The sequence below is a fragment of the Bacillus sp. L75 genome (assembly GCF_003676355.1).
Classification (GTDB): domain Bacteria; phylum Bacillota; class Bacilli; order Bacillales; family Bacillaceae; genus Bacillus; species Bacillus velezensis.
This window is the reverse complement of sequence record NZ_ML064902.1, coordinates 73526-95762: the sequence shown is the minus strand read 5'-3', so window position 1 is coordinate 95762 and position 22237 is coordinate 73526. Positions and strand designations below refer to the sequence as shown.

The 22237-nt window shown below is 43.7% G+C and carries 21 protein-coding genes; 17 read left to right on the top strand and 4 right to left on the bottom strand.

The window, feature by feature from the left end; translation table 11 throughout:
• Window positions 1–2424: a DNA topoisomerase IV subunit A gene (gene parC, locus D5S11_RS03930; RefSeq protein WP_012117653.1), complete on the top strand. Its 2424-nt coding sequence runs from the start codon at window positions 1–3 to the stop codon at window positions 2422–2424.
• Window positions 2425–2476: 52 nt separating this feature from the next.
• On the opposite strand, the gene D5S11_RS20335 is transcribed toward parC, so the two are convergent.
• Window positions 2477–2602, bottom strand: a complete 126-nt coding sequence (locus tag D5S11_RS20335) for a hypothetical protein (protein WP_003153957.1) — start codon at window positions 2600–2602, stop codon at window positions 2477–2479.
• A 24-nt stretch (window positions 2603–2626) separates the two neighbouring features.
• The gene (locus D5S11_RS03925) at window positions 2627–2980 is read right to left on the bottom strand and encodes a hypothetical protein (RefSeq protein WP_003153956.1); all 354 of its coding nucleotides are present in this window, start codon (window positions 2978–2980) and stop codon (window positions 2627–2629) included.
• Between the two features lie 376 nt (window positions 2981–3356).
• Between D5S11_RS03925 and D5S11_RS03920 the strand changes: the two genes are divergently transcribed.
• The 16 genes from D5S11_RS03920 (at window position 3357) to D5S11_RS03845 (ending at window position 18313) form a co-directional block, all read left to right on the top strand.
• Window positions 3357–4775, top strand: a complete 1419-nt coding sequence (locus D5S11_RS03920) for an alanine/glycine:cation symporter family protein (protein ID WP_007410311.1) — start codon at window positions 3357–3359, stop codon at window positions 4773–4775.
• Window positions 4776–4974: 199 nt separating this feature from the next.
• A complete protein-coding gene (locus tag D5S11_RS03915) occupies window positions 4975–5931 on the top strand; it encodes a sugar kinase (RefSeq protein ID WP_032871576.1) in 957 nt (318 codons plus the stop codon).
• Between the two features lie 29 nt (window positions 5932–5960).
• On the top strand, window positions 5961–6980 hold the full coding sequence (locus D5S11_RS03910; protein WP_007410161.1) for a zinc-binding alcohol dehydrogenase family protein: 1020 nt from the start codon (window positions 5961–5963) through the stop codon (window positions 6978–6980).
• Between the two features lie 13 nt (window positions 6981–6993).
• Entirely contained in the window at window positions 6994–7629 is a 636-nt protein-coding gene (locus D5S11_RS03905; protein ID WP_012117658.1) for a bifunctional 2-keto-4-hydroxyglutarate aldolase/2-keto-3-deoxy-6-phosphogluconate aldolase, read from the top strand.
• A gap of 1 nt (window position 7630) precedes the next feature.
• Window positions 7631–8707, top strand: coding sequence for a mannonate dehydratase (gene uxuA, locus D5S11_RS03900; RefSeq protein ID WP_106080048.1), 1077 nt, complete (start codon window positions 7631–7633; stop codon window positions 8705–8707).
• Window positions 8704–9540, top strand: coding sequence for an SDR family oxidoreductase (locus tag D5S11_RS03895; protein ID WP_106080049.1), 837 nt, complete (start codon window positions 8704–8706; stop codon window positions 9538–9540). The genes uxuA and D5S11_RS03895 overlap by 4 nt, the downstream gene beginning before the upstream one ends.
• An 83-nt stretch (window positions 9541–9623) precedes the next feature.
• Complete coding sequence (locus D5S11_RS03890; RefSeq protein WP_007410157.1) at window positions 9624–10625, top strand: substrate-binding domain-containing protein; 1002 nt, start codon at window positions 9624–9626, stop codon at window positions 10623–10625.
• Window positions 10626–10702: 77 nt separating this feature from the next.
• Window positions 10703–11974, top strand: coding sequence for an MFS transporter (locus D5S11_RS03885; RefSeq protein WP_108724949.1), 1272 nt, complete (start codon window positions 10703–10705; stop codon window positions 11972–11974).
• Window positions 11975–12092: 118 nt separating this feature from the next.
• Window positions 12093–12908 carry a hypothetical protein gene (locus D5S11_RS03880; RefSeq protein WP_108724948.1) on the top strand — a complete coding sequence of 272 codons (816 nt, stop codon included), beginning with the start codon at window positions 12093–12095 and terminating at the stop codon, window positions 12906–12908.
• Window positions 12905–13513, top strand: coding sequence for a DUF4166 domain-containing protein (locus tag D5S11_RS03875; protein ID WP_007410154.1), 609 nt, complete (start codon window positions 12905–12907; stop codon window positions 13511–13513). The genes D5S11_RS03880 and D5S11_RS03875 overlap by 4 nt, the downstream gene beginning before the upstream one ends.
• Window positions 13507–15144 carry a YndJ family protein gene (locus D5S11_RS03870; RefSeq protein ID WP_108724947.1) on the top strand — a complete coding sequence of 546 codons (1638 nt, stop codon included), beginning with the start codon at window positions 13507–13509 and terminating at the stop codon, window positions 15142–15144. The genes D5S11_RS03875 and D5S11_RS03870 overlap by 7 nt, the downstream gene beginning before the upstream one ends.
• Window positions 15145–15307: 163 nt before the next feature.
• On the top strand, window positions 15308–15787 hold the full coding sequence (locus tag D5S11_RS03865) for a hypothetical protein (protein WP_108724946.1): 480 nt from the start codon (window positions 15308–15310) through the stop codon (window positions 15785–15787).
• Window positions 15788–15833: 46 nt separating this feature from the next.
• Complete coding sequence (locus D5S11_RS03860) at window positions 15834–16730, top strand: hypothetical protein (RefSeq protein WP_128424597.1); 897 nt, start codon at window positions 15834–15836, stop codon at window positions 16728–16730.
• A gap of 65 nt (window positions 16731–16795) precedes the next feature.
• A complete protein-coding gene (locus D5S11_RS03855) occupies window positions 16796–17473 on the top strand; it encodes a DUF1430 domain-containing protein (RefSeq protein ID WP_159082277.1) in 678 nt (225 codons plus the stop codon).
• A complete protein-coding gene (locus D5S11_RS03850) occupies window positions 17470–18090 on the top strand; it encodes an ATP-binding cassette domain-containing protein (RefSeq protein ID WP_106080051.1) in 621 nt (206 codons plus the stop codon). The genes D5S11_RS03855 and D5S11_RS03850 overlap by 4 nt, the downstream gene beginning before the upstream one ends.
• A gap of 13 nt (window positions 18091–18103) precedes the next feature.
• The gene (locus tag D5S11_RS03845; protein WP_108724943.1) at window positions 18104–18313 is read left to right on the top strand and encodes a bacteriocin-like WGxF protein; all 210 of its coding nucleotides are present in this window, start codon (window positions 18104–18106) and stop codon (window positions 18311–18313) included.
• 828 nt (window positions 18314–19141) lie between these two features.
• Here D5S11_RS03845 and D5S11_RS03835 read toward each other — a convergent pair.
• Both D5S11_RS03835 and D5S11_RS03830 read right to left on the bottom strand, forming a co-directional pair.
• Window positions 19142–20278 (bottom strand): alpha/beta hydrolase, encoded by a 1137-nt coding sequence (locus D5S11_RS03835; protein WP_007410149.1) that lies wholly within the window; start codon window positions 20276–20278, stop codon window positions 19142–19144.
• Window positions 20279–20537: 259 nt separating this feature from the next.
• A complete protein-coding gene (locus tag D5S11_RS03830; protein ID WP_020955890.1) occupies window positions 20538–22037 on the bottom strand; it encodes a cellulase family glycosylhydrolase in 1500 nt (499 codons plus the stop codon).
• Window positions 22038–22237: the final 200 nt, after the last annotated feature.

Here is a 22237-nt window from a genome sequence, read left to right as displayed (position 1 = left end):
GTGGCACAGCCAGAATTATTTCATGATTTACCGTTAGAAGAAGTAATCGGCGACCGTTTCGGACGCTATAGTAAATACATTATTCAAGACAGGGCGCTGCCTGATGCTCGTGACGGTTTAAAGCCGGTGCAGCGGAGAATTTTATACGCCATGCACGCAGACGGAAATACTTTCGATAAAAATTTCCGTAAAGCGGCGAAAACGGTCGGAAACGTTATCGGTAATTATCATCCGCACGGTGACAGCTCCGTTTATGAAGCGATGGTGCGGATGAGCCAGGATTGGAAAGTGCGGAATGTCCTGATTGAGATGCACGGCAACAATGGAAGCATTGACGGTGATCCGCCGGCTGCCATGCGTTATACGGAAGCGAGATTATCTTCTATCGCATCAGAGCTTTTGCGTGACATTGATAAAAATACGGTTGAATTCGTTCCGAACTTTGATGACACTAGTAAAGAACCGGTTGTTTTGCCCGCCATGTTCCCTAACTTGCTTGTCAACGGATCAACCGGGATTTCAGCGGGCTATGCGACTGATATTCCCCCTCATCATCTGGGTGAGGTCATTGATGCCGTCATTAAACGGATTGAATCTCCGGATTGCACCGTCGATGACTTGATGCAGGTGATTAAAGGGCCTGACTTTCCGACAGGAGGCATTATTCAAGGAGTCGACGGCATTCGGAAGGCTTATGAAACCGGGAAAGGCAAAATTATTATCCGCGGCAAGGCTGAAGTGGAATCCGTAAGAGGCGGACGGGAGCAGATCGTCATTACAGAAATTCCGTTTGAAGTAAACAAAGCCAATCTCGTAAAGAAAATGGATGAATACCGCATAGACAAAAAAGTCGAAGGCATTTCTGAAGTCCGGGATGAAACTGACCGCACGGGGCTTCGGGTGGTCGTTGAGTTAAAGAAAGAAGCCGATGCAAAAGGCATTTTGAATTTCTTATATAAAAACACTGATCTGCAGACAACTTATAACTTTAATATGGTCGCCATACATAACCGCCGGCCGATGCTGATGAGTCTTACGGCCATCCTGGATGCGTATATTTCCCACCAGAAGGAAGTGGTGACAAACCGCTCCGTCTTTGAATTGCAAAAAGCAAAAGAGCGGCACCACATCGTTGAAGGACTGATGAAGGCACTGTCTGTGTTAGATGAGGTCATAGCCGTCATCCGGGCAAGCAGCGACAAGAAAGATGCGAAACAAAACGTAATGTCTAAATTCACATTTACGGAGCCGCAGGCCGAAGCGATCGTATCCTTGCAGCTGTATCGTCTGACAAACACGGATATTACGGCGCTAAAAGAGGAAGCGGAAGAGCTCAGCAAGAAAATTCAGGAGCTCGAAGCCATTTTAAGTCATGATAAAAAGCTGTTAAAAGTCATTACAAGCAGCCTGAAAAAATTGAAAAAGACCTATGCTGACAGCAGACGGTCTGTCATTGAAGAAAAGATTGAGGAAATTAAAATCAATCTTGAAGTCATGGTAGCCTCTGAGGACGTATATGTGACAGTCACAAAAGACGGCTATGTAAAACGAACAAGTCAGCGGTCATTTGCCGCTTCTAACGGCCAGGATTTCGGTATGAAGGATACTGACAGGCTGATTCACCAATTTGAAATGAATACAACGGATGTTCTCCTGCTCTTTACCAATAAGGGAAGCTATGTTTATTGTCCGGTTCACCAGCTTCCCGATATCAGGTGGAAAGACATGGGGCAGCACGTAACGAACATCATCACGATTGACCGTGATGAAACCATCGTGAAAGCTATACCGGTAAAAGAATTTGATCCATCTTCATATTTATTGTTTATGACGAAAAACGGCATGGTGAAGAGAACTGAAATGACGCATTACAAAGCGCAGCGTTACTCGAAAGCGCTTGTTGCCCTTAACCTTAAAGGGGACGACGAGCTGATTGATGTTCATGTCACAGACGGCGGCAGCCAGCTGTTTATCGCCACCCGCCTCGGGTACGGTTTATGGTTCGGTGAAGATGAAGTAAATGTAGTCGGTGCCCGTGCGGCCGGCGTAAAGGGCATAAATGTAAAAGACGGTGATACCGTCGTATCAGGACAAATCCTGCATGAGACAGATTCGCTTGTCCTTGTCACACAGCGGGGAGCAATCAAGCGGATGAACCTATCTGAATTCGAAAAAACATCCAGGGCGAAGCGCGGTGTCATCATGCTGCGTGAGCTTAAAAAGAACCCGCATCGCGCAGTCGGCGTATTCGCGTGCGCTTTAGCCGACATGATCGCTGCGGAAACAGAAAAAGGCGAGAGAATTGAAATCGCCGTGAAGTCCTTGCGGGCGAATGACCGATACAGCAACGGCTCCTTCTTTACCGATGAAGATGAGACAGGGCCGGTAACAGATGTATGGCGTATCCCCGCGTCTGATGTTTAAGAGTAAAAATAAAATAAAAAAACCTCCGCTCATTGAGCGGAGGTTTTACTATTTAGCTTTCATGGCTGCCGAATAAGTCAGTGATAGCGTGAATGACTTCGATTCCCTGCCATACAAATAAATTCAATGCAGTGAATGAAAACAACCCTAAAATCACCATTCGTAAGATAAACAACATGTTTAACAACCTCCTCATTTTATGTTACATAGATAGGCGATGTTGAACATGAAGCTCATCGAAATACGAGGACTGATAAAATTTAGCGATTAAAAAGCTTTTCTTTCGCTGTCTTCTCCGGGAAGCGGGGCGTCTCCTGTCTGATATCACGATCAGTGAGACAGAAGCGGCAAAAAGCGCCGTCAAGATATATGAGCCCGTCAGCGATTTTTTCTCATCATCAGCATTTTGGCCGGCCTTCATTTCGTGCATTTCCTGCTGGTCGGCTACCGCTTTAAAATGATGAGCAGTATCAAACGCATGGGGAATGGAGAGCAAATGAAAGCTTGCAATCGCTAAAAATAAAATAGAAGCTTTTAAAAACAAGATTTTTTTCAAATGTTCTCCCCCCTTCATAAGTCTGAATATTTTTATTATAATACCCTAATTTAAATGTAAAGTAAACATATTTATTAAATTTAAAAAATTATTATCCTGGTTAAGTATATACCATTCCATCCATCTTTTCATCTCTTTTTTCTTAAAGACCTATTTGTTATGATATGCACGCATTCCTTATGACGTGACAACATTTTTCAGGCTGTAAGATAAAAAACGGGGCATGACAGCAAAAGACGTGATGAAGAAACCGAAACATTTTCTTAAAAAAACTTCTCAACCACTGTTGTTGTGATATAATAATACTCGTTGTGTTAAAAGATCTAACATATGCAGCAAAAATGACAGTAAAAGATATGTAAAAGGGAGGTTAAACATGGAGGCTTTCATCAGTGAAATCATAAATGTTCCAAATGATTTTATTTGGAAGTATCTTGTTTATATTTTAGTCGGGATCGGATTGTACTTTACGTTCCGTTTTCGCTTTATTCAATTCCAATACTTTATTGAAATGTTCAGAATCGTCGGGGAGAAGCCGCAAGGGAATAAAGGAGTGTCTTCAATGCAGGCATTCTTTATCTCAGCCGCTTCTCGTGTCGGAACCGGAAACTTGACCGGCGTCGCGCTGGCGATTGCAACAGGCGGTCCCGGCGCAGTATTTTGGATGTGGATCGTAGCGATTGTCGGTATGGCTTCCAGCTTTGTGGAAAGCACCTTGGCGCAGCTGTATAAAGTGCGTTCCGGTGACGAATTCCGCGGCGGTCCGGCATATTACATGGCTAAGGGACTGGGCGCCCGCTGGCTCGGTATTTTATTCGCCGTATTGATTACCGTTTCTTTCGGACTTATCTTTAACGCCGTGCAGTCAAATACGATTTCTGTGGCGTTTGACGAAGCATTCCATGTGAATAAAACAGTTATCGCAATCATTTTAGCTGTATTAACGGCTTTCATTATATTCGGCGGTCTGAAACGTGTTGTTTCCGTTTCGCAATTAATCGTTCCGGTCATGGCGGGCATGTATATTCTGATCGCGCTGTATGTCGTGATTGTAAATATTACAGCGGTACCTGAGCTGTTTGTTACGATTGTGAAAAATGCGTTCGGTCTTGAACAGATCGTCGGCGGAAGCTTAGGAAGCATCATTATTATCGGTGCGCAGCGCGGCCTGTTTTCAAACGAAGCGGGTATGGGAAGCGCGCCGAATGCCGCAGCGGCTGCACATGTGTCGCATCCGGCTAAGCAGGGATTAATTCAGACGCTCGGCGTGTTTTTTGATACATTTATTGTTTGTACATCGACTGCCTTTATCATTTTATTGTACAGCTTTACGCCTAAAGGCGACGGCATCCAAGTGACACAAGCCGCATTGCAGCACCACCTCGGCGGCTGGGCCCCGACATTTATTGCGATTGCGATGTTTTTATTCGCATTCAGCTCTGTGGTCGGCAACTATTACTATGGTGAAACGAATATTGAATTTATTAAAACAAGCAAAACATGGCTTAATATTTACCGCGTATTCGTCGTAGTGATGGTGGTATACGGATGTTTGGCTGACTTCCAGATCGTCTGGGACATGGCAAACTTGTTTATGGGACTCTTGGCTCTCATTAACTTAGTGGCAATTTTACTGCTGAGTAATGTAGCCTACAAGATCTATAAGGATTATGCCGCTCAGCGCAAAAAAGGTCTTGATCCCGTATTCAAAGCCGAGAATACCCCGGAGCTCAAGCATATTGAAACATGGGCGGAAGAAGAAGGTACAAGCCCCGAACGTAAGACTGCTAACTAAGGAAACATGCATACAATTTTCAAAAACCCCTTACATTTTGTTGTGAGGGTTTTTTCATGTGAAAAACCGGGTTATTTTTACCGAAAACAGTTTTTTGAATTTATTGTATTTTTCTCTTGCGTGTGTAAGGGTTTTCATATAAAGTTTGACTAAACCGGTTTACCAAACCGATTTAGTCTTAAAAGAAAGGAGTATTGATGTGGCTTCTGATTATGGCATTTTTACGATCGGTGATGCGATGATCACCTTAAATCCCGCAAGCACAGGACCTTTGCGTTTTGTTACCCATTTTGAACGAAAAGCAGGAGGAGCTGAACTGAATTTTGCGATTGCATGCGCCAGATTGAATCTGCACTCAAAGTGGGTCAGCAGACTGGGGAAGGATGAGTTCGGCAGAGTGATTTATCAGTTTGCCAAAGGAGAAGGAATTGATGTGACTGACGTCTCCTATGTTGAAGGCTTTCCTACATCTTTAAATGTCAAAGAGATCAGAAATGACGGTTCAGGCAAGACGTTTTATTATCGTTTCAATTCACCAATTCTGACTCTTGCACCGGAAGATATAACAGAGAATATGTTTGCCGGCATTCACATTGTTCATCTTACCGGTGTGTTCCTCGCGCTTGATAAGAAAAATCTTGAAATTGCTGAAAGGGTGCTTTCCATCGCCAAAGCAAGAGGGATTCCCGTATCTTTTGATCCGAATATCAGGCTGAAGCTGTGGACGATCGAGGAGGCGCGTGCGGCATTTCATCAAATCTTTCCGCATACTGATATTCTTCTGGCGGGCCGGGACGAAATGAAACAGCTGACAGGTATAGGGGAAAATGAAGCATTAGCCCGGTTTGCAGAGACCTATTCAATCAGTCAGCTTGTCATAAAAGACGGTGAAGCAGGTTCTGCGCTGTATCATGATCATAAGTGGATTCACAAAGAGGCTTTCCCGGTTGCGCCTGTTGACACGGTAGGAGCGGGTGACGGCTTTAATGCCGGCTACCTGTACAGTTATCTGCATGGTTTTGAACCGGAAAAACGTCTGGAGTTTGCCAATGCGGTCGGTGCGCTCGTCACCACAGTTTCCGGTGACAATGAAGGGCTTCCCTATCTAGAAGAGGTTCTGTCATTTGTAAACAAAGAGACTGTGATTGAACGGTAGCAAGCACAACTTAAAAAGCGGGTGAGAAAATGAAAGCGGTTCTAGTACGGAAAGCATTTGATCTGGTGGTGACGGAATGTGAGAAACCGTCTGTTGTCCACGCGGATGATGTTCTTGTCAAGGTGAAGCGGGTCGGAATTTGCGGATCAGATTTGCATATTTATCATGGGACAAATCCGTTAGCGTCCCTGCCGAGAGTAATCGGACATGAAGTTACAGGGGAAGTCGCAAATACCGGTTCTCATGTCCGGCGTTTCAAGCCGGGTGACCGCGTAGTGGTTGAACCGATATCTTATTGCGGAACATGCTATGCCTGCCGGAAAGGACGTCCGAACGTCTGCAAAGCGCTTTCGGTGTTCGGCGTTCATGAAGATGGCGGGATGCGGGAATATATCGTGGTTCCGGAAAAGCAGCTGCATGCCGTTTCCCCCGATCTGGCCTGGGAGGAAGCGGTCATGGCAGAACCATATACGATCGGCGCCCAGGCCGTTTGGAGAGGCCGTGTCGAGAAGGAAGATACCGTTTTGATTCAGGGAGCGGGACCGATCGGAATCTGCATATTAAAAATGGCAAAGTTCAAAGGCGCTACTGTCATGATAACCGACTTGAATGATGAACGCTTGGCATTCGCTGAAAAAAACGGTGCGGACGTTACCGTCAACGCGCAAAAAGAAGATCCCGTTTTGCGGGTGAACGAATGGACAAAAAAAGAAGGCGCCAATGTCGTCATTGATGCCGTCTGTCTCCCCTCAACGTTTGAAACGTCCATTGACGCGGTGTCTCCGGCCGGTCATGTGGTTGTGCTTGGTTTTGATGAGAGGACTGCCGGCATTTCTCAGCTTCCGATCACAAAAAAGGAAGTCACGATAACCGGTTCAAGATTGCAGACGAATCAGTTTCCGTACATTACAGACTTACTGAATAAAGGCCTGTTAACGCACGGCGGTCTTATTACACATACATTTTCAGCAGATGACGTCCATCAAGCATTTCAGTTGATCGAACAGCACCCGGACAAGGTGGGAAAAGCAATCATTACGTTTGATTAAAGGAGGAGCGAGAATGCTGCCTAAGTACGCCATTTACGAAAAACTTCTGCATGCACAAGTGGTGGCTGTCATAAGGGGACAAAACAGCCAAGAGGCGCTTGAAGTTTCAAAAGCGGCCATTTCAGGAGGTATCAGCGCCATTGAGCTTACATACACAACTCCTGAAGTGGAAGATGTCTTTAAGGAACTCCGGCATCAAGATATTCTTCTTGGAGCCGGTTCTGTAATGGATACAGAAACGGCGAGACACGCCATTTTATCAGGCGCCTCATTTATCGTCAGCTCTCATTTTGTAAAAGAGATAGCATCTCTATGCAACCAGTACAGCGTACCGTATCTTCCGGGATGCATGAGTGTGTCTGATATGGCTTTGGCCCTTGAAGCCGGATGTGATGTGGTAAAGCTGTTCCCCGCTAATTCGTTTGACCCTTCATTTATCAAGTCGGTCAACGGTCCTCTGCCGAATGTCCGCATTATGCCGACCGGGGGTATCTCATTAAACAGCATGAATGACTGGCTCTCTGCCGGAGCGGTCGCGGTCGGTGTGGGAAGCGACTTGACAAAAGCATATCAAAAGGGCGGCTATGAAGCTGCCGTATCCCTCAGCAAAGAATACGTCTGCCGAAAAAACGAATATACGGGGGTGTAACATGAATATCACGTTTCGCTGGTACGGCCAAGGTAATGATACGGTGACTCTTGAACATGTCAGACAAATTCCCGGGGTCAAAGGCATCGTCTGGGCTCTTCACCAGAAGCCCGCGGGCGAAGTATGGGAAAAGGAGGACATTGAAGCGGAAGTCAGAAACATTCAATCCTATGGGTTTCATGCAGAGATCGTGGAAAGCGTGAATGTTCATGAAGCCATTAAACTCGGTCATGAAGAACGCGGACAATATATTGAGCACTATAAACAGACCATTCGCAATCTGTCCGAATTCGGCGTGAAAGTCATCTGTTACAATTTCATGCCGATATTTGACTGGACGCGTACCGATATGTTCCGCGCGCTGGAGGATGGGTCAACCGCTTTGTTTTTTGAAAAAGCGAAAGTGGAAAGTCTCCCTCCGGAGGAACTCATCCGCACGGTTGAAGAATCTTCTGATTTGACGCTTCCCGGGTGGGAGCCGGAGAAAATGGCCCGGATCAAGGAACTGTTTGAGGCCTATCAAACGGTTGATGAAAAACAGCTTTGGGCCAATCTTGAGTTCTTTTTACATGAAATCCTTCCTGTAGCGGAGGAACACGGCATTCAAATGGCCATTCATCCGGATGATCCGCCCTGGTCAATTTTTGGCCTGCCCCGTATTATTACCGGTGAGAAAAGTTATGAAAAGCTGCGAGAGATTTCAGATTCACCCGCCAATTGTATTACGTTGTGCACGGGTTCGATGGGAGCGAATCCCGCCAATGATATGGTGAAGATCGCCAAACACTATGCGGGAGCTGCGCCGTTTGCCCATATACGAAATGTGAAAATCTGCGATAACGGTGATTTTACGGAAACTTCGCATCTTACCAGTGATGGGTCCATTGATATTACCGGTGTGGTAAAAGAATTGCACGGCCAAGGCTATAAAGGATATGTACGGCCTGATCACGGCCGTCATATCTGGGGCGAACAATGCCGGCCGGGTTATGGTTTATATGATCGTGCCTTAGGAATTATGTACTTGAACGGACTGTGGGATGCGTTCTCGTCTCATGAGAAAGAGGTGAAGGGATGAGACCGATTCATGAACGTTTATCAGGAAGAACCGCTGTCATAACAGGCGGGAGCGGTGTTCTCTGTTCAGCAATGGCAAAGGAGCTTTCACGGCAGGGGATGAAAATTGCGATCGTCAGCCGGAATGCTGATAAAGCAGAGCGTGCGGCGGGCGAGATTGCTGACGCTGGAGGAACCGCGATTTCTGTACCGGCTGATGTTTCAGCCCGTGATTCGCTCGAAAAGGCAAAAGACGAGATTATCAGCCGGTTCGGTTCTGTCAATCTTTTAATTAACGGAGCCGGGGGAAACCACCCTGATGCGATCACTGCCAGCGAGACGTATGAAGAGGATGAGCAGGGCACATCATTTTTTGATATGGACGAAACGGGGTTTTCCAGCGTATTTTCAACCAACTTTACCGGTGCATTTCTGGCATCGCAAGTGTTTGGAAAAGACCTTTTGAAGGCGGAATGTCCCGCGATTATTAATATTTCTTCTATGAGTGCGTATACACCGATGACAAAGGTGCCCGCCTACAGCGCGGCCAAGGCGGCGATTCAGAATTTTACGATGTGGATGGCTGTTCATTTCGCAAAAAAAGGGCTGCGGGTGAATGCCATCGCTCCGGGTTTCTTTTTGACAGCGCAAAACCGTGGGTTGTTATTACAGGAAGATGGAAGTCTGACAGACCGATCCAATAAGATTATGGCACATACACCGATGAAACGTTTCGGGAAACCGGAAGACCTTCTGGGAACGCTCCTGTGGTTTTCGGATGATTCATGCTCAGGCTTCGTCACCGGGGTCACCGTTCCCGTCGACGGAGGTTTTATGGCTTATTCCGGAGTGTGACAGAATCCATGTCCCTGTCAGATTGTAAACCATTTACTTCTGACTTATACTAGTGAAAAATGAAGACAGACGGGGATGAGTCTATGAAAACCATTACAATTTCTGATGTGGCGAAATATGCAAACGTATCTAAAAGCACCGTATCTCAATTTTTAAATCAGCGCTATGACTATATGAGCGAGAAAACGAAACAAAAAATAGAAGCGGCCATTCAAGAGCTGAACTATCAGCCGAATTTCGTCGCCCGCAGCTTAAAACAGAAATCAACATTTACAGTAGGTGTGGTGGTGGCTAATATTCTTCACACTTTTTCCACTCAGGTCATCAGGGCGGTGGAAGACTATTTTCATGAACAAGGATTTCATATTATTGTCTGCAATGCGGATGATGAACCGGAAAAAGAAAAGAAATATATTGAAATGCTGCGGGCTAAGCAGGTGGACGGAATTATTATTTTTCCGACGGGCGAAAATCTCTCTTTATATGAAAAGATGAAACGTGATACGTTTCCGGTCGTGTTTATGGACAGAACCATTGAAGAACTCGGGATTCCGACAGTGATGCTTGATAACCATCATGCAGCCGGTCTTGCCGTTGACCGGTTTATCGAAAGCGGCATTAAGAGAATTGCGATTATTACGACGTCTATTATTCGGGAAATCAGTCCGAGGGTAGAAAGGATTGAAGGGTATAAGAAGGCGCTTGACCGCCACGGAATGATGGTGCGGGACGAATATATCAAAACAGCCGATGCAGCTGATATTTCCAATGTTTTGTCAGAGCTGTTCTCACTTGAGGAGCCTCCGAAAGCGATATTGGCGGCAAACGATATCGTTCTTGTTGAGGTGCTGAAGTATATGAAGGAGCATGATATGACAATTCCGGATAAGGCAGCCGTCATCGGAATTGATGAAGTTCCTTTTGCGGGTTTTTTTACTCCTCCAATTACGACGATCGTCCAGCCTGCGGCAGAAATGGCACGAAAAGCGGGAAGCCTTCTTCTTCGCCAGATACAAGAAAAAGATGGCGGTGAAAAACGGATTTACCGCTATAAACCGGCGTTGCTCGCAAGGCAATCCGGATAACCGGTTTCATTGCATAAACCGGTTTACTCCGGCAATTTAAATGTCTGAATATTGCGAAATGAGAGGGGGATTTTTTTATGTTCTCAAAAGATAGATTCCCTATTCTTCTTCTTTTATTTTCAGCCGGGGTGATTAACTATTTAGACCGCTCAGCGCTGTCTATTGCAGCGCCGTTCATACAGCAGGATCTCACATTGTCGGCAACCCAAATGGGGCTGATTTTCAGCAGTTTTTCTGTCGGATACGCTGTGTTTAACTTTCTCGGCGGTGTTGCATCTGACCGGTACGGGGCTAAATTGACATTGTGTACGGCGATGATCGTTTGGTCTCTTTTCAGCGGAGCGGTTGCGCTTGCTTTCGGATTTGTAAGTCTTTTGATTATCCGTGTTTTATTCGGTATGGGAGAGGGGCCGCTGTCGGCTGCCATAAGCAAAATGGTCAACAATTGGTTTCCTCCGTCTCAGCGCGCCACGGTCATCGGCCTGACAAACAGCGGAACGCCGCTCGGCGGGGCGATTTCCGGCCCGATTGTCGGGATGATTGCTGTGGCGTTCAGCTGGAAAGTTTCCTTTGTCCTGATCATGATCATCGGTTTAGTCTGGGCGGTCATCTGGTTTAAATTTGTCAAAGAACGGCCGGCGCCGACGGAAGACGCCCCGGCAATGAAAGCGGAGATTCAACCGCATGAGCAGCATATCCCGATGACCTTTTATTTGAAACAAAAAACGGTTCTCTTCACAGCTTTTGCCTTTTTCGCCTACAATTACATCTTATTTTTCTTCTTAACATGGTTTCCGAGCTATCTGGTGAAAGAACGCGGTTTAAGTGTTGAATTTATGAGCGTGGTGACTGTTATTCCCTGGATTCTTGGATTTATCGGTTTGGCGGCAGGCGGAATGATTTCTGATTATGTATTCAAAAAAACCGCCGGAAAAGGGGTTTTGTTCTCACGGAAAGTCATTCTTGTCACTTGTTTGTTCGCTTCCGCTGTACTGATCGGATTTGCCGGACTTGTTACCACTACCGTAAGTGCCGTTATTCTCGTTGCTTTATCAGTCTTCTTTTTATATATAACGGGCTCTATCTATTGGGCGGTGATTCATGATGTGGTTGATCAAAGGAATGTCGGATCAGTCGGCGGCTTTATGCATTTTCTTGCAAACACGGCCGGTATTATCGGGCCTGCTTTAACCGGCTTTATCGCGGACAAAAGCGGATCATTCTCCGGGGCGTTTTTGCTTGCAGGCGGATTAGCCGCTTTGGCCTCGGCTGCGGTAATCCGTTTTGTGCGCCCGATTATCATTCAAACCGCTTCTGAAGATAAAAAAGACACGATACCTTATTCATAAGTCATCAAAGCCACTGAGGCTGTCCTGCCGATAACGGGATGGCCTTTTCGTTCTGCCGCTTGATCTGTTCCTATGATAATATAGGAATTGTTTACAAAAGAAGGGAAGAGGAGGGGGCATGAAACAGAAGCCGATATATGTCGAAATCAATATTGCATCTGATATAGAAACGCTTTGGGAATATACGCAAAACCCGCATCTTCATAAAGAATGGGATCTGCGTTTTTCTGACATTACATATCTTCATAGGCTGCCAGATGAACCGCAGAGATTTCTATATGAAACACGAATCGGTTTTGGGCTGAAGGTATCCGGCACGGGCGAATCAATAGGTGACATAAGGTCTCGCTCGTCAGAAAGAGTGTCTTCGCTCGCTTTTGCCTCTGATCATCCGCTGTCACTTATAAAAGAAGGCAGGGGCTACTGGAAGTATATAGAGCGGGATAACGGACAAACCGCATTTTTGACTCAATATCAATATGAAACGGCCCGCGGTCTGCCGGGAAGTTGGATAGACCGGTTTTTATTTCGTCCTCTGCTAAGCTGGGCTACCGCATGGAGCTTTGATGCGTTGCGGCTTTGGATAGAACAAAACAGACATCCGAAGATATCAGTCCGTTTCGGGTTTGTCTATGTCTTTATGTGTCTCGTATTCAGTCTGTATTGGTTTTTTCAAGGCTTTCATGATGGCTGTGCCGATGCAGAGATCGTGAGGGGAGCGCTGGAGACAGGGTTAGGGGTATTATGGCTGCTTCCCATGCGGAGAAAGTGGCTGATTCACACCGGGCAGTCAGTCTTCTTTTGTGTAACGGCACTGCTATATTCGGGCGGCGGATTCGTGATCTCATTAGGAATGCTTACGATAGCCGCAATGATTCTTAAGCTCAAGCTGCCGAGCGCCTGGCATACAAAACGAAAGAGAGAAGTGAAATGACGGATTCAATGTATGAAAAAGCGATTACTCATTATCAATCACTGCACCCGATGCTGCAGAAACGGTACAGATTTGACGGATCACGCACGTTTTGCGGAGAAGGCGTTATGTCAGAAATAAAGGGAGGTTCTTTTCTTGTCAGAATGCTTTTAAAGACAGGTGTTTTTTTCAGATGTTTTTTCTCAGAGAGGGGAAACGATATCCCTTTCACTATCGAAAACAAAAACAGGCAAAATGGCGTGGAATGGAATCGTACCTTTTTCTTTAAAAGCAAACCGCGTTTTTTTGATGCGGTCATGGAGTATGATGAGCGGGAAAACAGAATTCTTGATTACTTCGGCAAACCCCGCATCCTACTGTCTGAACTGCATTTAGAAGCGTCTTCAGACGGAGGGCTTGTTATTACATCCGGAAGGCAGTGGCTCCTGATAGTCGGAAAGAAAATCCCGCTTCCGGCATGGCTGTGCGGCAGTTCAACCGTTTATGAGGCTTATGATGAGGAAATGAATTGCTTCAGCATAAAGGTTCATGTAAAAAACCGGATACTCGGCACGCTTTTCTCTTACCGGGGGACTTTCCGGGAAACAGAGGGAGAAACATGCTGAAGCGTCATCTCATGGTAAGCGTGATTTGCTTTTTGGGATTTGCGGCGGCTGAAGCTCCGTATATATCAGCTGCTGAGATGTTTGTTTTATTTTCCGTACTTTTTTTCGTTCCCGCTGTATTCGATTTTGCTTTTCGACCGTCAAAGACCTTAGAGAATGTGTTATTACGGAGTTATCCTGTTGCCGCTTTATGTGCGGTGCTTGCGCTTGTCACAGACTTCAGTTTTTTTGCCGTTGTGTGGCTCATTTATACGGTTGGGCTGGCACTGTATGCTGTCCGGCGGCTGATGAAAACAAATATTCACAGAACAGAAGAGATGTCTGTTATGGCGGGTTTCATTTATTTGGCCGGGGGCGGATTCTGGTTCTTCGCATATGTCCTTGAGATTCCCGTCATGAATTTCGGCCCGCTTATCGTTCTGCTGACGGCGGTGCACTTTCACTATTCCGCTTTTCTCATTCCGATCTTTAACGGATTGCTCGGCAGGATCATACGGGAGAAACGGGTTCTTTACAGATGGAGCACGGTCATTATTTTGATTTCGCCGATCCTTATTGCCTTGGGGATTACATTTTCAAAGACACTTGATGTGATTGCTGTCGCTCTGTATCTGGCGGGTCTGTATGTAAATGCATATCTCGTCTTTACGGCGCCGTTTGTTACGAAAACAGGCAGGATCTTGATCAGGAGTTCTTCGGCTGTGTTAATGATCACAATTGCTTTTTCTTTGATATATTCGTACGGTGTCTACCGCGAGGAGGCAACGCTCACGATCAGCCAGATGATTTGGATTCACGGGGCCGTCAATGCATTCGGCGTTATCCTGCCGGCTTTGGCGGGGTGGAGGTTGGAAAATCCGAGACCGTTTGATGAGGGCAGCGAAAGAACGTTCAGCCGTATTTACGGGAAGAGAACGATAGGCAAAGACTTTTTGACTGATATTCATGCAGCAAATGACATCCATTATACCGGCCTTCTGGATCAGATGAGAGAACTGCATTCTGAAGACTTTTCAACTAAAAAACTGGCGCCGGCCGTTATTTCCTTTTATGAAAAAACAATTGATTATGACATCATGGCAAAAGTGACGTGGAGCGGATGGTTTCGTCCGTTCGCGCGCGTGTACGAGCCGTTCAGCAGAAGAGCGGGGCAGATTCACCTGTCCATGAATCCGGATTGGTATATCATGCACAGTGATATTATAGGAGTTGACTCTGATAAAGACGGCAGAAAAAATGTCCGTGCGTGGATCAGAACAAATGAAAAGCAGGAAACCGTTTTTACTGCGCTGTATTCAGCGTACAGGGCAAAAGGGGAAGGATACATGAATATCTCTCTTCCGCTGCCGTACGGCCAAATGACGGGCATTTTAAAGCCTTATGCGCGTAAGCAGAATCTTCTTTTGACAAGCAGACGGCGAAAAAGCGGAGCGGGTGATGAAGGGATTTATCTGCAGACGAAATGGGGGACGTGTCATCTTCCGCTGGCAGAGACATTTCTTATTTCAGCCCAGAGCGAAACAAGCCTGAAGGCCGTTCATCATATGTGGCTGTTCGGACTGAAATTTTTAACTGTGCATTATCGGATCACTCATGCTTCCGCAGGTAACCGAATGGAAGAAAAAAGATGAAGGGTATACCTACGCTTCCGTGTATCAAACCCTTTTTGGAAACAAGGCTTTTTGGGATACAAAATAAAGAAAACGATAGCAAAGTGATTTTTAAATTTTTCTTCCGGTGTGGTCAAACTTGAATACAAGACAGCACCGGATTTCTTTTTATGGAGGCTGTCCAATGAAGAAAACAATCTACATATTGTTCATTCTGGTTTTGCTCTCAATGAATATGTCAAGCTATCATTACACTCTTAACAAACAAATCTATTACACTTTATTCTCAAATAAAGAAGCATTGATAATCAATTATACTTCAGAATTTAAAAGTGAGGACTTTGTAAAGAGATTGGTCGCCTTCTCCAAAGAAAACAAAGTGAACATTTCTCAATACAATTTCTTAGATGAGAAGAGCTTAAACATCTATTCTACAAATCCTAAAAATGAACCATCAATATATAACGGCAATAAGCTTGTGTCAAATTTTCTAAGAGATCATTCAAATCAGAAGATGATCGGCAGCATTTCTTTTCCACTCTCGACATGGAAAATCAGATATTTTGATTTTAACCAAATAAAGAATATAGGCATAGGAAGCAAATTTTATATTTCATCTAACGATGACAAGGTATTGGAGAAAGCACAAAACCTTTTTTGCTGACTATGGTGAAGTAAGTTTTGAAAACATCACTGAGAATACTGCTTTTATGTTTAACAAAACTTTGCTTATGCTAGTGTTGCTTTCTATGCTGATTTTGTTTATTGGTGTCCTTTATTTTGTAATTAAAAATCGCAAACGGCTTCTGCTGCAAAAGTTATGGGGGTATTCCAAAGTTAAAACACTGCTTTCTTACCCAGCAATGTTTTTGAAGCCTCTAATTATAATCATATTTTGCGGTGCAATTATTGTAGCTTTACTAGCTTTTTCTTTCAATTTAAATGACTGGCTGGCTGCATATCTTAGAATTTATATTAGAAACGCGGTGATTGGTGCGCTTATCATGATGGTATACACCATCATGGTTACCCTCGTCTTGTATAACAACAGCGACATTAGTGGCTCGATCAAAGGCAGCACACCGATTAAAAAATTCCAATGGTTATCTGTAGGCTTTAAAATTGTTGTCACGATATTGCTCTTCAATATTGTTGCGTTTTCACTTTCTAACGTATTCGATCTCAAACAGCAGCTTGATAATCAATCGTACTGGAAAAAGACACAAAACACTTATAAGACAAGCTTTGCAAATACCGGGATAGACTATAGTGATTTAAAATTAGACAGGGAGAAAAATGTTAGAGTTCGCGCGTTGTATCATCAATTAGAGAAGCATAAAAATGCGTTCGTCATTGATGCACATAACTATGCTGTACTAAGGAAAGACGGAAAAAAACCTGTTTATTTTTACACCTTAAATACGACAAAGAAAAATGAAATTTACTCTCCTTCTGGACGAAGTATTACAATCAGCCCTAATTATTTAAAGGTGAATCCCATTATCGGCGCTAATGGGGAAGCCATAAGCCAAAAGCAATTAAGGGTTGATTCAAATACATTGAACCTGCTTGTTCCACAAAAGTATGAAAATTTAAAGAAAAAATAATAGCTACATACAGGGATCAGTTTTTCTTTGACAAAGTTGAATTAGATAATATGTATAACAAGGAGATGAATCAACCTTTAAACACCCTTAAAAAAGATGAATTGAAAATCAACATCATTTATACTAAAAATAGGCAGGAGTATTTCACCTTTAATAGTGAGTTTGGGGATGCCGGCAATAAAAATAACATTGTTGATCCAATAGCTGCAATTTTCACGGACAACGTTGATCCATCTGTTATAGGTGCTTACTCAACCTCAAGTTTATTCTTTTCAGATTCTTCAAAAGGCATGGCGTATGACCGCATAGTTCCTTATTTGGAGAAGACCAATACGAGAGATCTAATTGATTCATCAATTTCGGTTTATCAAGAACTAAGCGACGGTATAGCAAGAATTCAGAATCAATTCTTGCAGAATTTAATTGGACTAACAATAACAGTTATCCTCTCCATCGCCTTTCTTGTTGCTTATATTTGGTCGTATTACAGCGCGAATGCATATCGGCTGTACCTTAAAGAGCTTTTTGGATATTCATATTGGGCCAGAAATAAAAATTTAATCATCTTTTCTCTTCTATCCAATTGCCTTATTGGTTTAGGTATCAGTATATATTATAGAATCTTTGAATTAACAATTTTTGTTGGGCTGTTTATTGTAATCGAGCTGCTTATTCTTTATTTCCTGAGTGTCTATTTAAACAAGAAAAACATGCATAAGATCTTAAAAGGAGATAGAATATGATTACACTCAACAACATATCAAAGACGTTTAATGAAAAACCTGTTCTGTCGAATTTCTCTCTTCAGATAAAAGAAAATGAATTTGTTTCAATTGTTGGTAAGAGCGGTTCAGGGAAGACAACCCTTCTAAATATAATAGGCCTTCTTGATACTCCACACTCAGGAGATATTGAAATTTTAGGTTTTCGAAATCCTAAATCTAACGACGTGATGAAACTGCGGAGAGAGAACTTAGGGTATATCTTTCAAAATTACGTGCTTATGGACAATGAAACAGTATTAACAAACTTACTGCTTTCGACGGCTTATGCAAAAGACTTTAAGAAAGAAAAGTTGACAGAAGCTTTAGAAATGGTTGGTCTGGATAAAAGCTTTTTAAAGAAAAAGGTTTATCAACTGAGTGGCGGAGAGCAACAACGTGTGGCCATTGCAAGAATTATTTTGAAGCCTTGTGATATTATCCTGGCTGATGAACCGACAGGAAACTTAGACGAATATAACAAAAACATTATCTTGTCTTTATTCCATCAGTTAAAAGATATGGGGAAAACAATTATTTGTGTTACTCACGATCAAGAAATCGCCAATGGGTCTGACAGAGTTATTAATCTTTCATAAGGAGAGGTTTAAATTGAAACACATTACTTTTGCGTTATCAGCAAGCATCCTGGTCATTATTGCCGGAGTGGTACACAGAATAATTTTTAGAGTGTTTGGCTTCCCATTTGATCAGGCTATCTTCTTTTGGGGTGGATTCGTTGTTGTTTATTTTGTGTTAGCTCTGCTTTCTTCTTTACTCTTTAGGAATTTAGGTTCAAACAGCAGAAATTACGAGGCTTAATAAAGGCTTTAATGCTTCCTCACGAGTAATCAAGAAGGGTACATGTTGTCTAGAAGAAAGGACCGGCCAACACGCCGGTTTTTTTTATGTAAGCACATTTGCAAAGAGGATCGCTATCAGAAGCCCTCCGAAAAGTTTCAGAATTCAAGAATGGAAAATAATTGACATAATTTTGTATTTTTTCCGAAAGTAATACTCTTATCTACAAAATATGACAAATTTCCCTCTTGCAAGGTGATAAAATCAGATTGCCTGCTAAGTGAGTAAGCAGCAGGCAACAAATCAAAAGGGGGCAATAAAAATGTTAAAAAGTAAATTCAAGAAGATAGCAGGAGCTACAGCACTGGTGGGTCCTTGCTAGTATCTGGATCACCAGCAATGGCGGAGACTCTGCCAGGATTAATTTGGGTAAGAGATAAATATCCGAATGCTTACGATTTTGATTACTTCAAAAGAGACGGTGAAAATTGGGTTTATGTGTACACAAGATTATCCAATGGCAAAACTGATGTAGACGAAGTAAAGTGCGAGGTGATTATTAAAGATGGTGTTATGTTCAAGGTTAATTATAAATCGTAATACATCTGATTTTTTTAATTCTGTCTCACCAACTAAGTATACTTAAGATAACGAGACAGAATTTTCATTGAAGATTTTACTTCCTAGAATATATATTATGTAAACTAGAAATTATGTAGAGAATATAAAAGTGGATCCATATTCTAAGAACATCCCCTTTTTGTAAGGTAATATTAAAAAACCTCTACGTCCTTAATAAATTAAATTGGTCATAAAGGTTTTTCAGTTTGAGTATTTTAATCGGTTATGTCACTTGTTGCTGGTCTTCTTAATCAAGTCCACGCCATCGTATGCCAGACTTTCCATACTTGCAGCCTTCTGCAGTATGTAATGATCAAAAAAGTTCTTCGTATAGTCTGTAACAAGATTTCGCATCTCCATGGCATCCCGTTCGCCTCTAAGTTCCTTATTCACACTGGTAAACACGATGTCGCAGTAATCTAAATGCGCAGCACGATCAACAGAGAAATAATAGGTATCCATGCTATTGTTAGCGCCAATGATCGCATTCATGTTATAGTTCGGTTCAGAAAACAGCAGCAAAAAGGGTTTCTTAATGTCGCTGCCCTGAAGGCCGAACGCTCCGCTATCCAAGCCAATCCCGCAGGCGAACCGTTCGTCGTCCCGGCAAACAATCGCCGTCGTAGGCCCTCCATAAGAATGTCCGACTATGCCCATGCCGATATCAAGCAACAATCTGCCCTTAAAGATGGAATTCAGCTCTCCAGAATCCAATTTGACAAGATAATCGGCTACATACCTTACATCTTCTGCCTGTAATTCACTATACTCTGTTAACTTGTCAAGTATCGGCAGTGTAAGCACGTTTTGGCACATCTCAATGGCAGTTTCATCGTCGGGCCGTATCTCCATCTTACCAGCCAAAGCCAGCATCTCCGGATCTTCAGAAAACGCCATAATGACATCCGAAAAATCCTTTGATACATTAAACAGGCGCCCATCTTTACGCTTATACATCGTGCTATTTTGATGGCCGATGCTTACTACAACATATCCCATGCTTGCCAAGTCTGTACAGATCACTGTACCCCATTCTGGAGAACCGCCCCCGCCGCAAACATAGAATAACACCGGATAGCGTTTTTCCTTCCCGGAGAGAGCAAGGTCGTCGTAACATTGGGTCTTGATATCTATAGAGTAAGCATCCTTCAACGCAGTGAGAAGCGGCTGCTCATCAAGCATTTCGCAGACTTCAGGAAACATGTACGCTGATGTAGTCTTCCCTTCGCTGCTGTCGGACGGATAGTACACAAACGCCGTCAGTTCTCTTTTTGTATGATCTGATGCCGTGTACTCAAAATCCATCTGGGTTCGGCCGACAGTATAGCCGCCAATTGGCTCTGGAAATGCGTCATACTTTTTCATTCTCTTGTTCCCCCTTACGTAATAAAAGTGGCGGATGTGAAATACACACATTGCGCTATAAACGCTTTTCAAAACTGTGAAACGATTACATCATATGTTCAGTGAATCATAGCTACTCCTTGGCTTTCTTGAGATTGCTAACAACATTTGTACAGGCCCAAATACTGTTTCAGAGTTTCATCCGCTACGTAAACCTCCTTGTATTGCTGTTTAAGATGACAAAAGCGGACATCGTTGCTGATGTCCGCCTAAAGCTTAACTAATTGGGTTCTGTTCCCCAAATCAGTTTTCCTTGATGATATAATGTGATTTTTTTCGTTGTTTTAAACGTATTTGATTGGAAAAAGGAATAATCGCCGCTTTGTGCATAATTGCTCCAGTCATCATTGTGAAGACGAAGCTGAATATTCCCTGTGCTTGCTCCCGGTGACAGCGTTCCTGTTTTAAACCCCAGTTCCAGATAGGTATCTGCACCTTGCTTAGGTTTATGCAGCGTCACAAACTTGTGGGTCAGATTGCCGCATCCCATCTGCGCGTAGTCACAGTCAAAGTTTTGGCCTTTGTTTTTCACGTTATACCAGTAACGGGCAGTGACATCTTTTAAATCAACCGTCGCATTGCCGTTATTTTTTATGTGAAGCTGCGGGCGGATTTGATTGCTGTTCACACGCCCATCCCCTGCTTTGTATTGTACAGAAACGCCTTTTTCCTGTGCGGGGTTATCTTGTGCTGGCGTTTCAGGGACGTCCTTCGTCGAATCTTTAGTGCCGCGAATGTTTTCTCTTACGAATGTTCCTGAAGCAGTTAAATCTGTAAGCGGCCAGCCGCCTGTTTTAGATGCTCCCGGCTTTAAAGCCGAAGATGATTCCTGCTTATCAGAAAGATTCCAGTTCACCCAGCTGATGTTCTTACTGTCGAGATAATTCAGCCATTCCCGCGACTGGTCAAGGAATACACCGCCATTTCCAGACGCGTCGCTTGTTCCCCATTCCGTCACGAAAATAGGCGCTCCTTTACTGAGTGCATAGTTTGCTTTATCCCGTAAAGATTGGCCATGTGTGCCGGCATAAAAATGAAGCGCGTACATGACGTTTGCATCTTTTAGCTGATCATCGGCTGCATCATTCACATCTTGGCTCCATGTACCGGTGCCGACAATGATGATGTTGTCTGGATCATTTTTGCGGATAACGGAAATCACTTCTTCCGCATACGGTTTAATATCACGCTTCCAGTTCACGTCACCGTTTGGTTCGTTTGCAATTTCATAAATGACGTTTGGCGTGTTTCCGTAAAGACTTGACATCTCCTTGAAAAATTCTTTTGCCTTCTCTTTATTTTGGTTTGGGTTGCCGTCATTTAAAATATGCCAGTCAATGATGACATATATCCCAAGTTCTTTTGCCGCTTCAACCGCTTCTTTTACTTTATTTTTCACGGACGGGTTGTCAATATAACCGCCATCTGCCGTATACATCGCCGCGCGGAAAACGGTTATGCCCCAATCGTCTCTCAGCCATTTTAAGCTGTCTTTATTGACGAAATCGCCATACCATTGCAATCCATGTGAACTGATCCCTTTCAGTTGTACCGCTTTGCCGTCTCGGTTTACAAGTTGTGTACCTTTTATGCTAAGCTGACCATTCTTGGCTACTGGCGTTTTTGTCTCTGCTGCTGATGCCGGCGAAGGCAGCAAGCCGCCCATTGTCAATACCGCAATCAATAAACACGTAATAAAAATAGAAATTGCCCGTTTCATATCTGATCTTTTCCTCCTTCGCATCATTTTGGCTCTTTCTTATGAGCTCGAACTCATTGTAAAAATCTTTCTCATGATTGTCTATCAATCTATTTTCTTGTTTTTGGGAGGTGTAAAAGCCTGTCAATTTGCTCTATCTCTATTGAATAAGACACACCTGACACATATAGAACAAAGAAAACCGGACTGAATCGGGACTT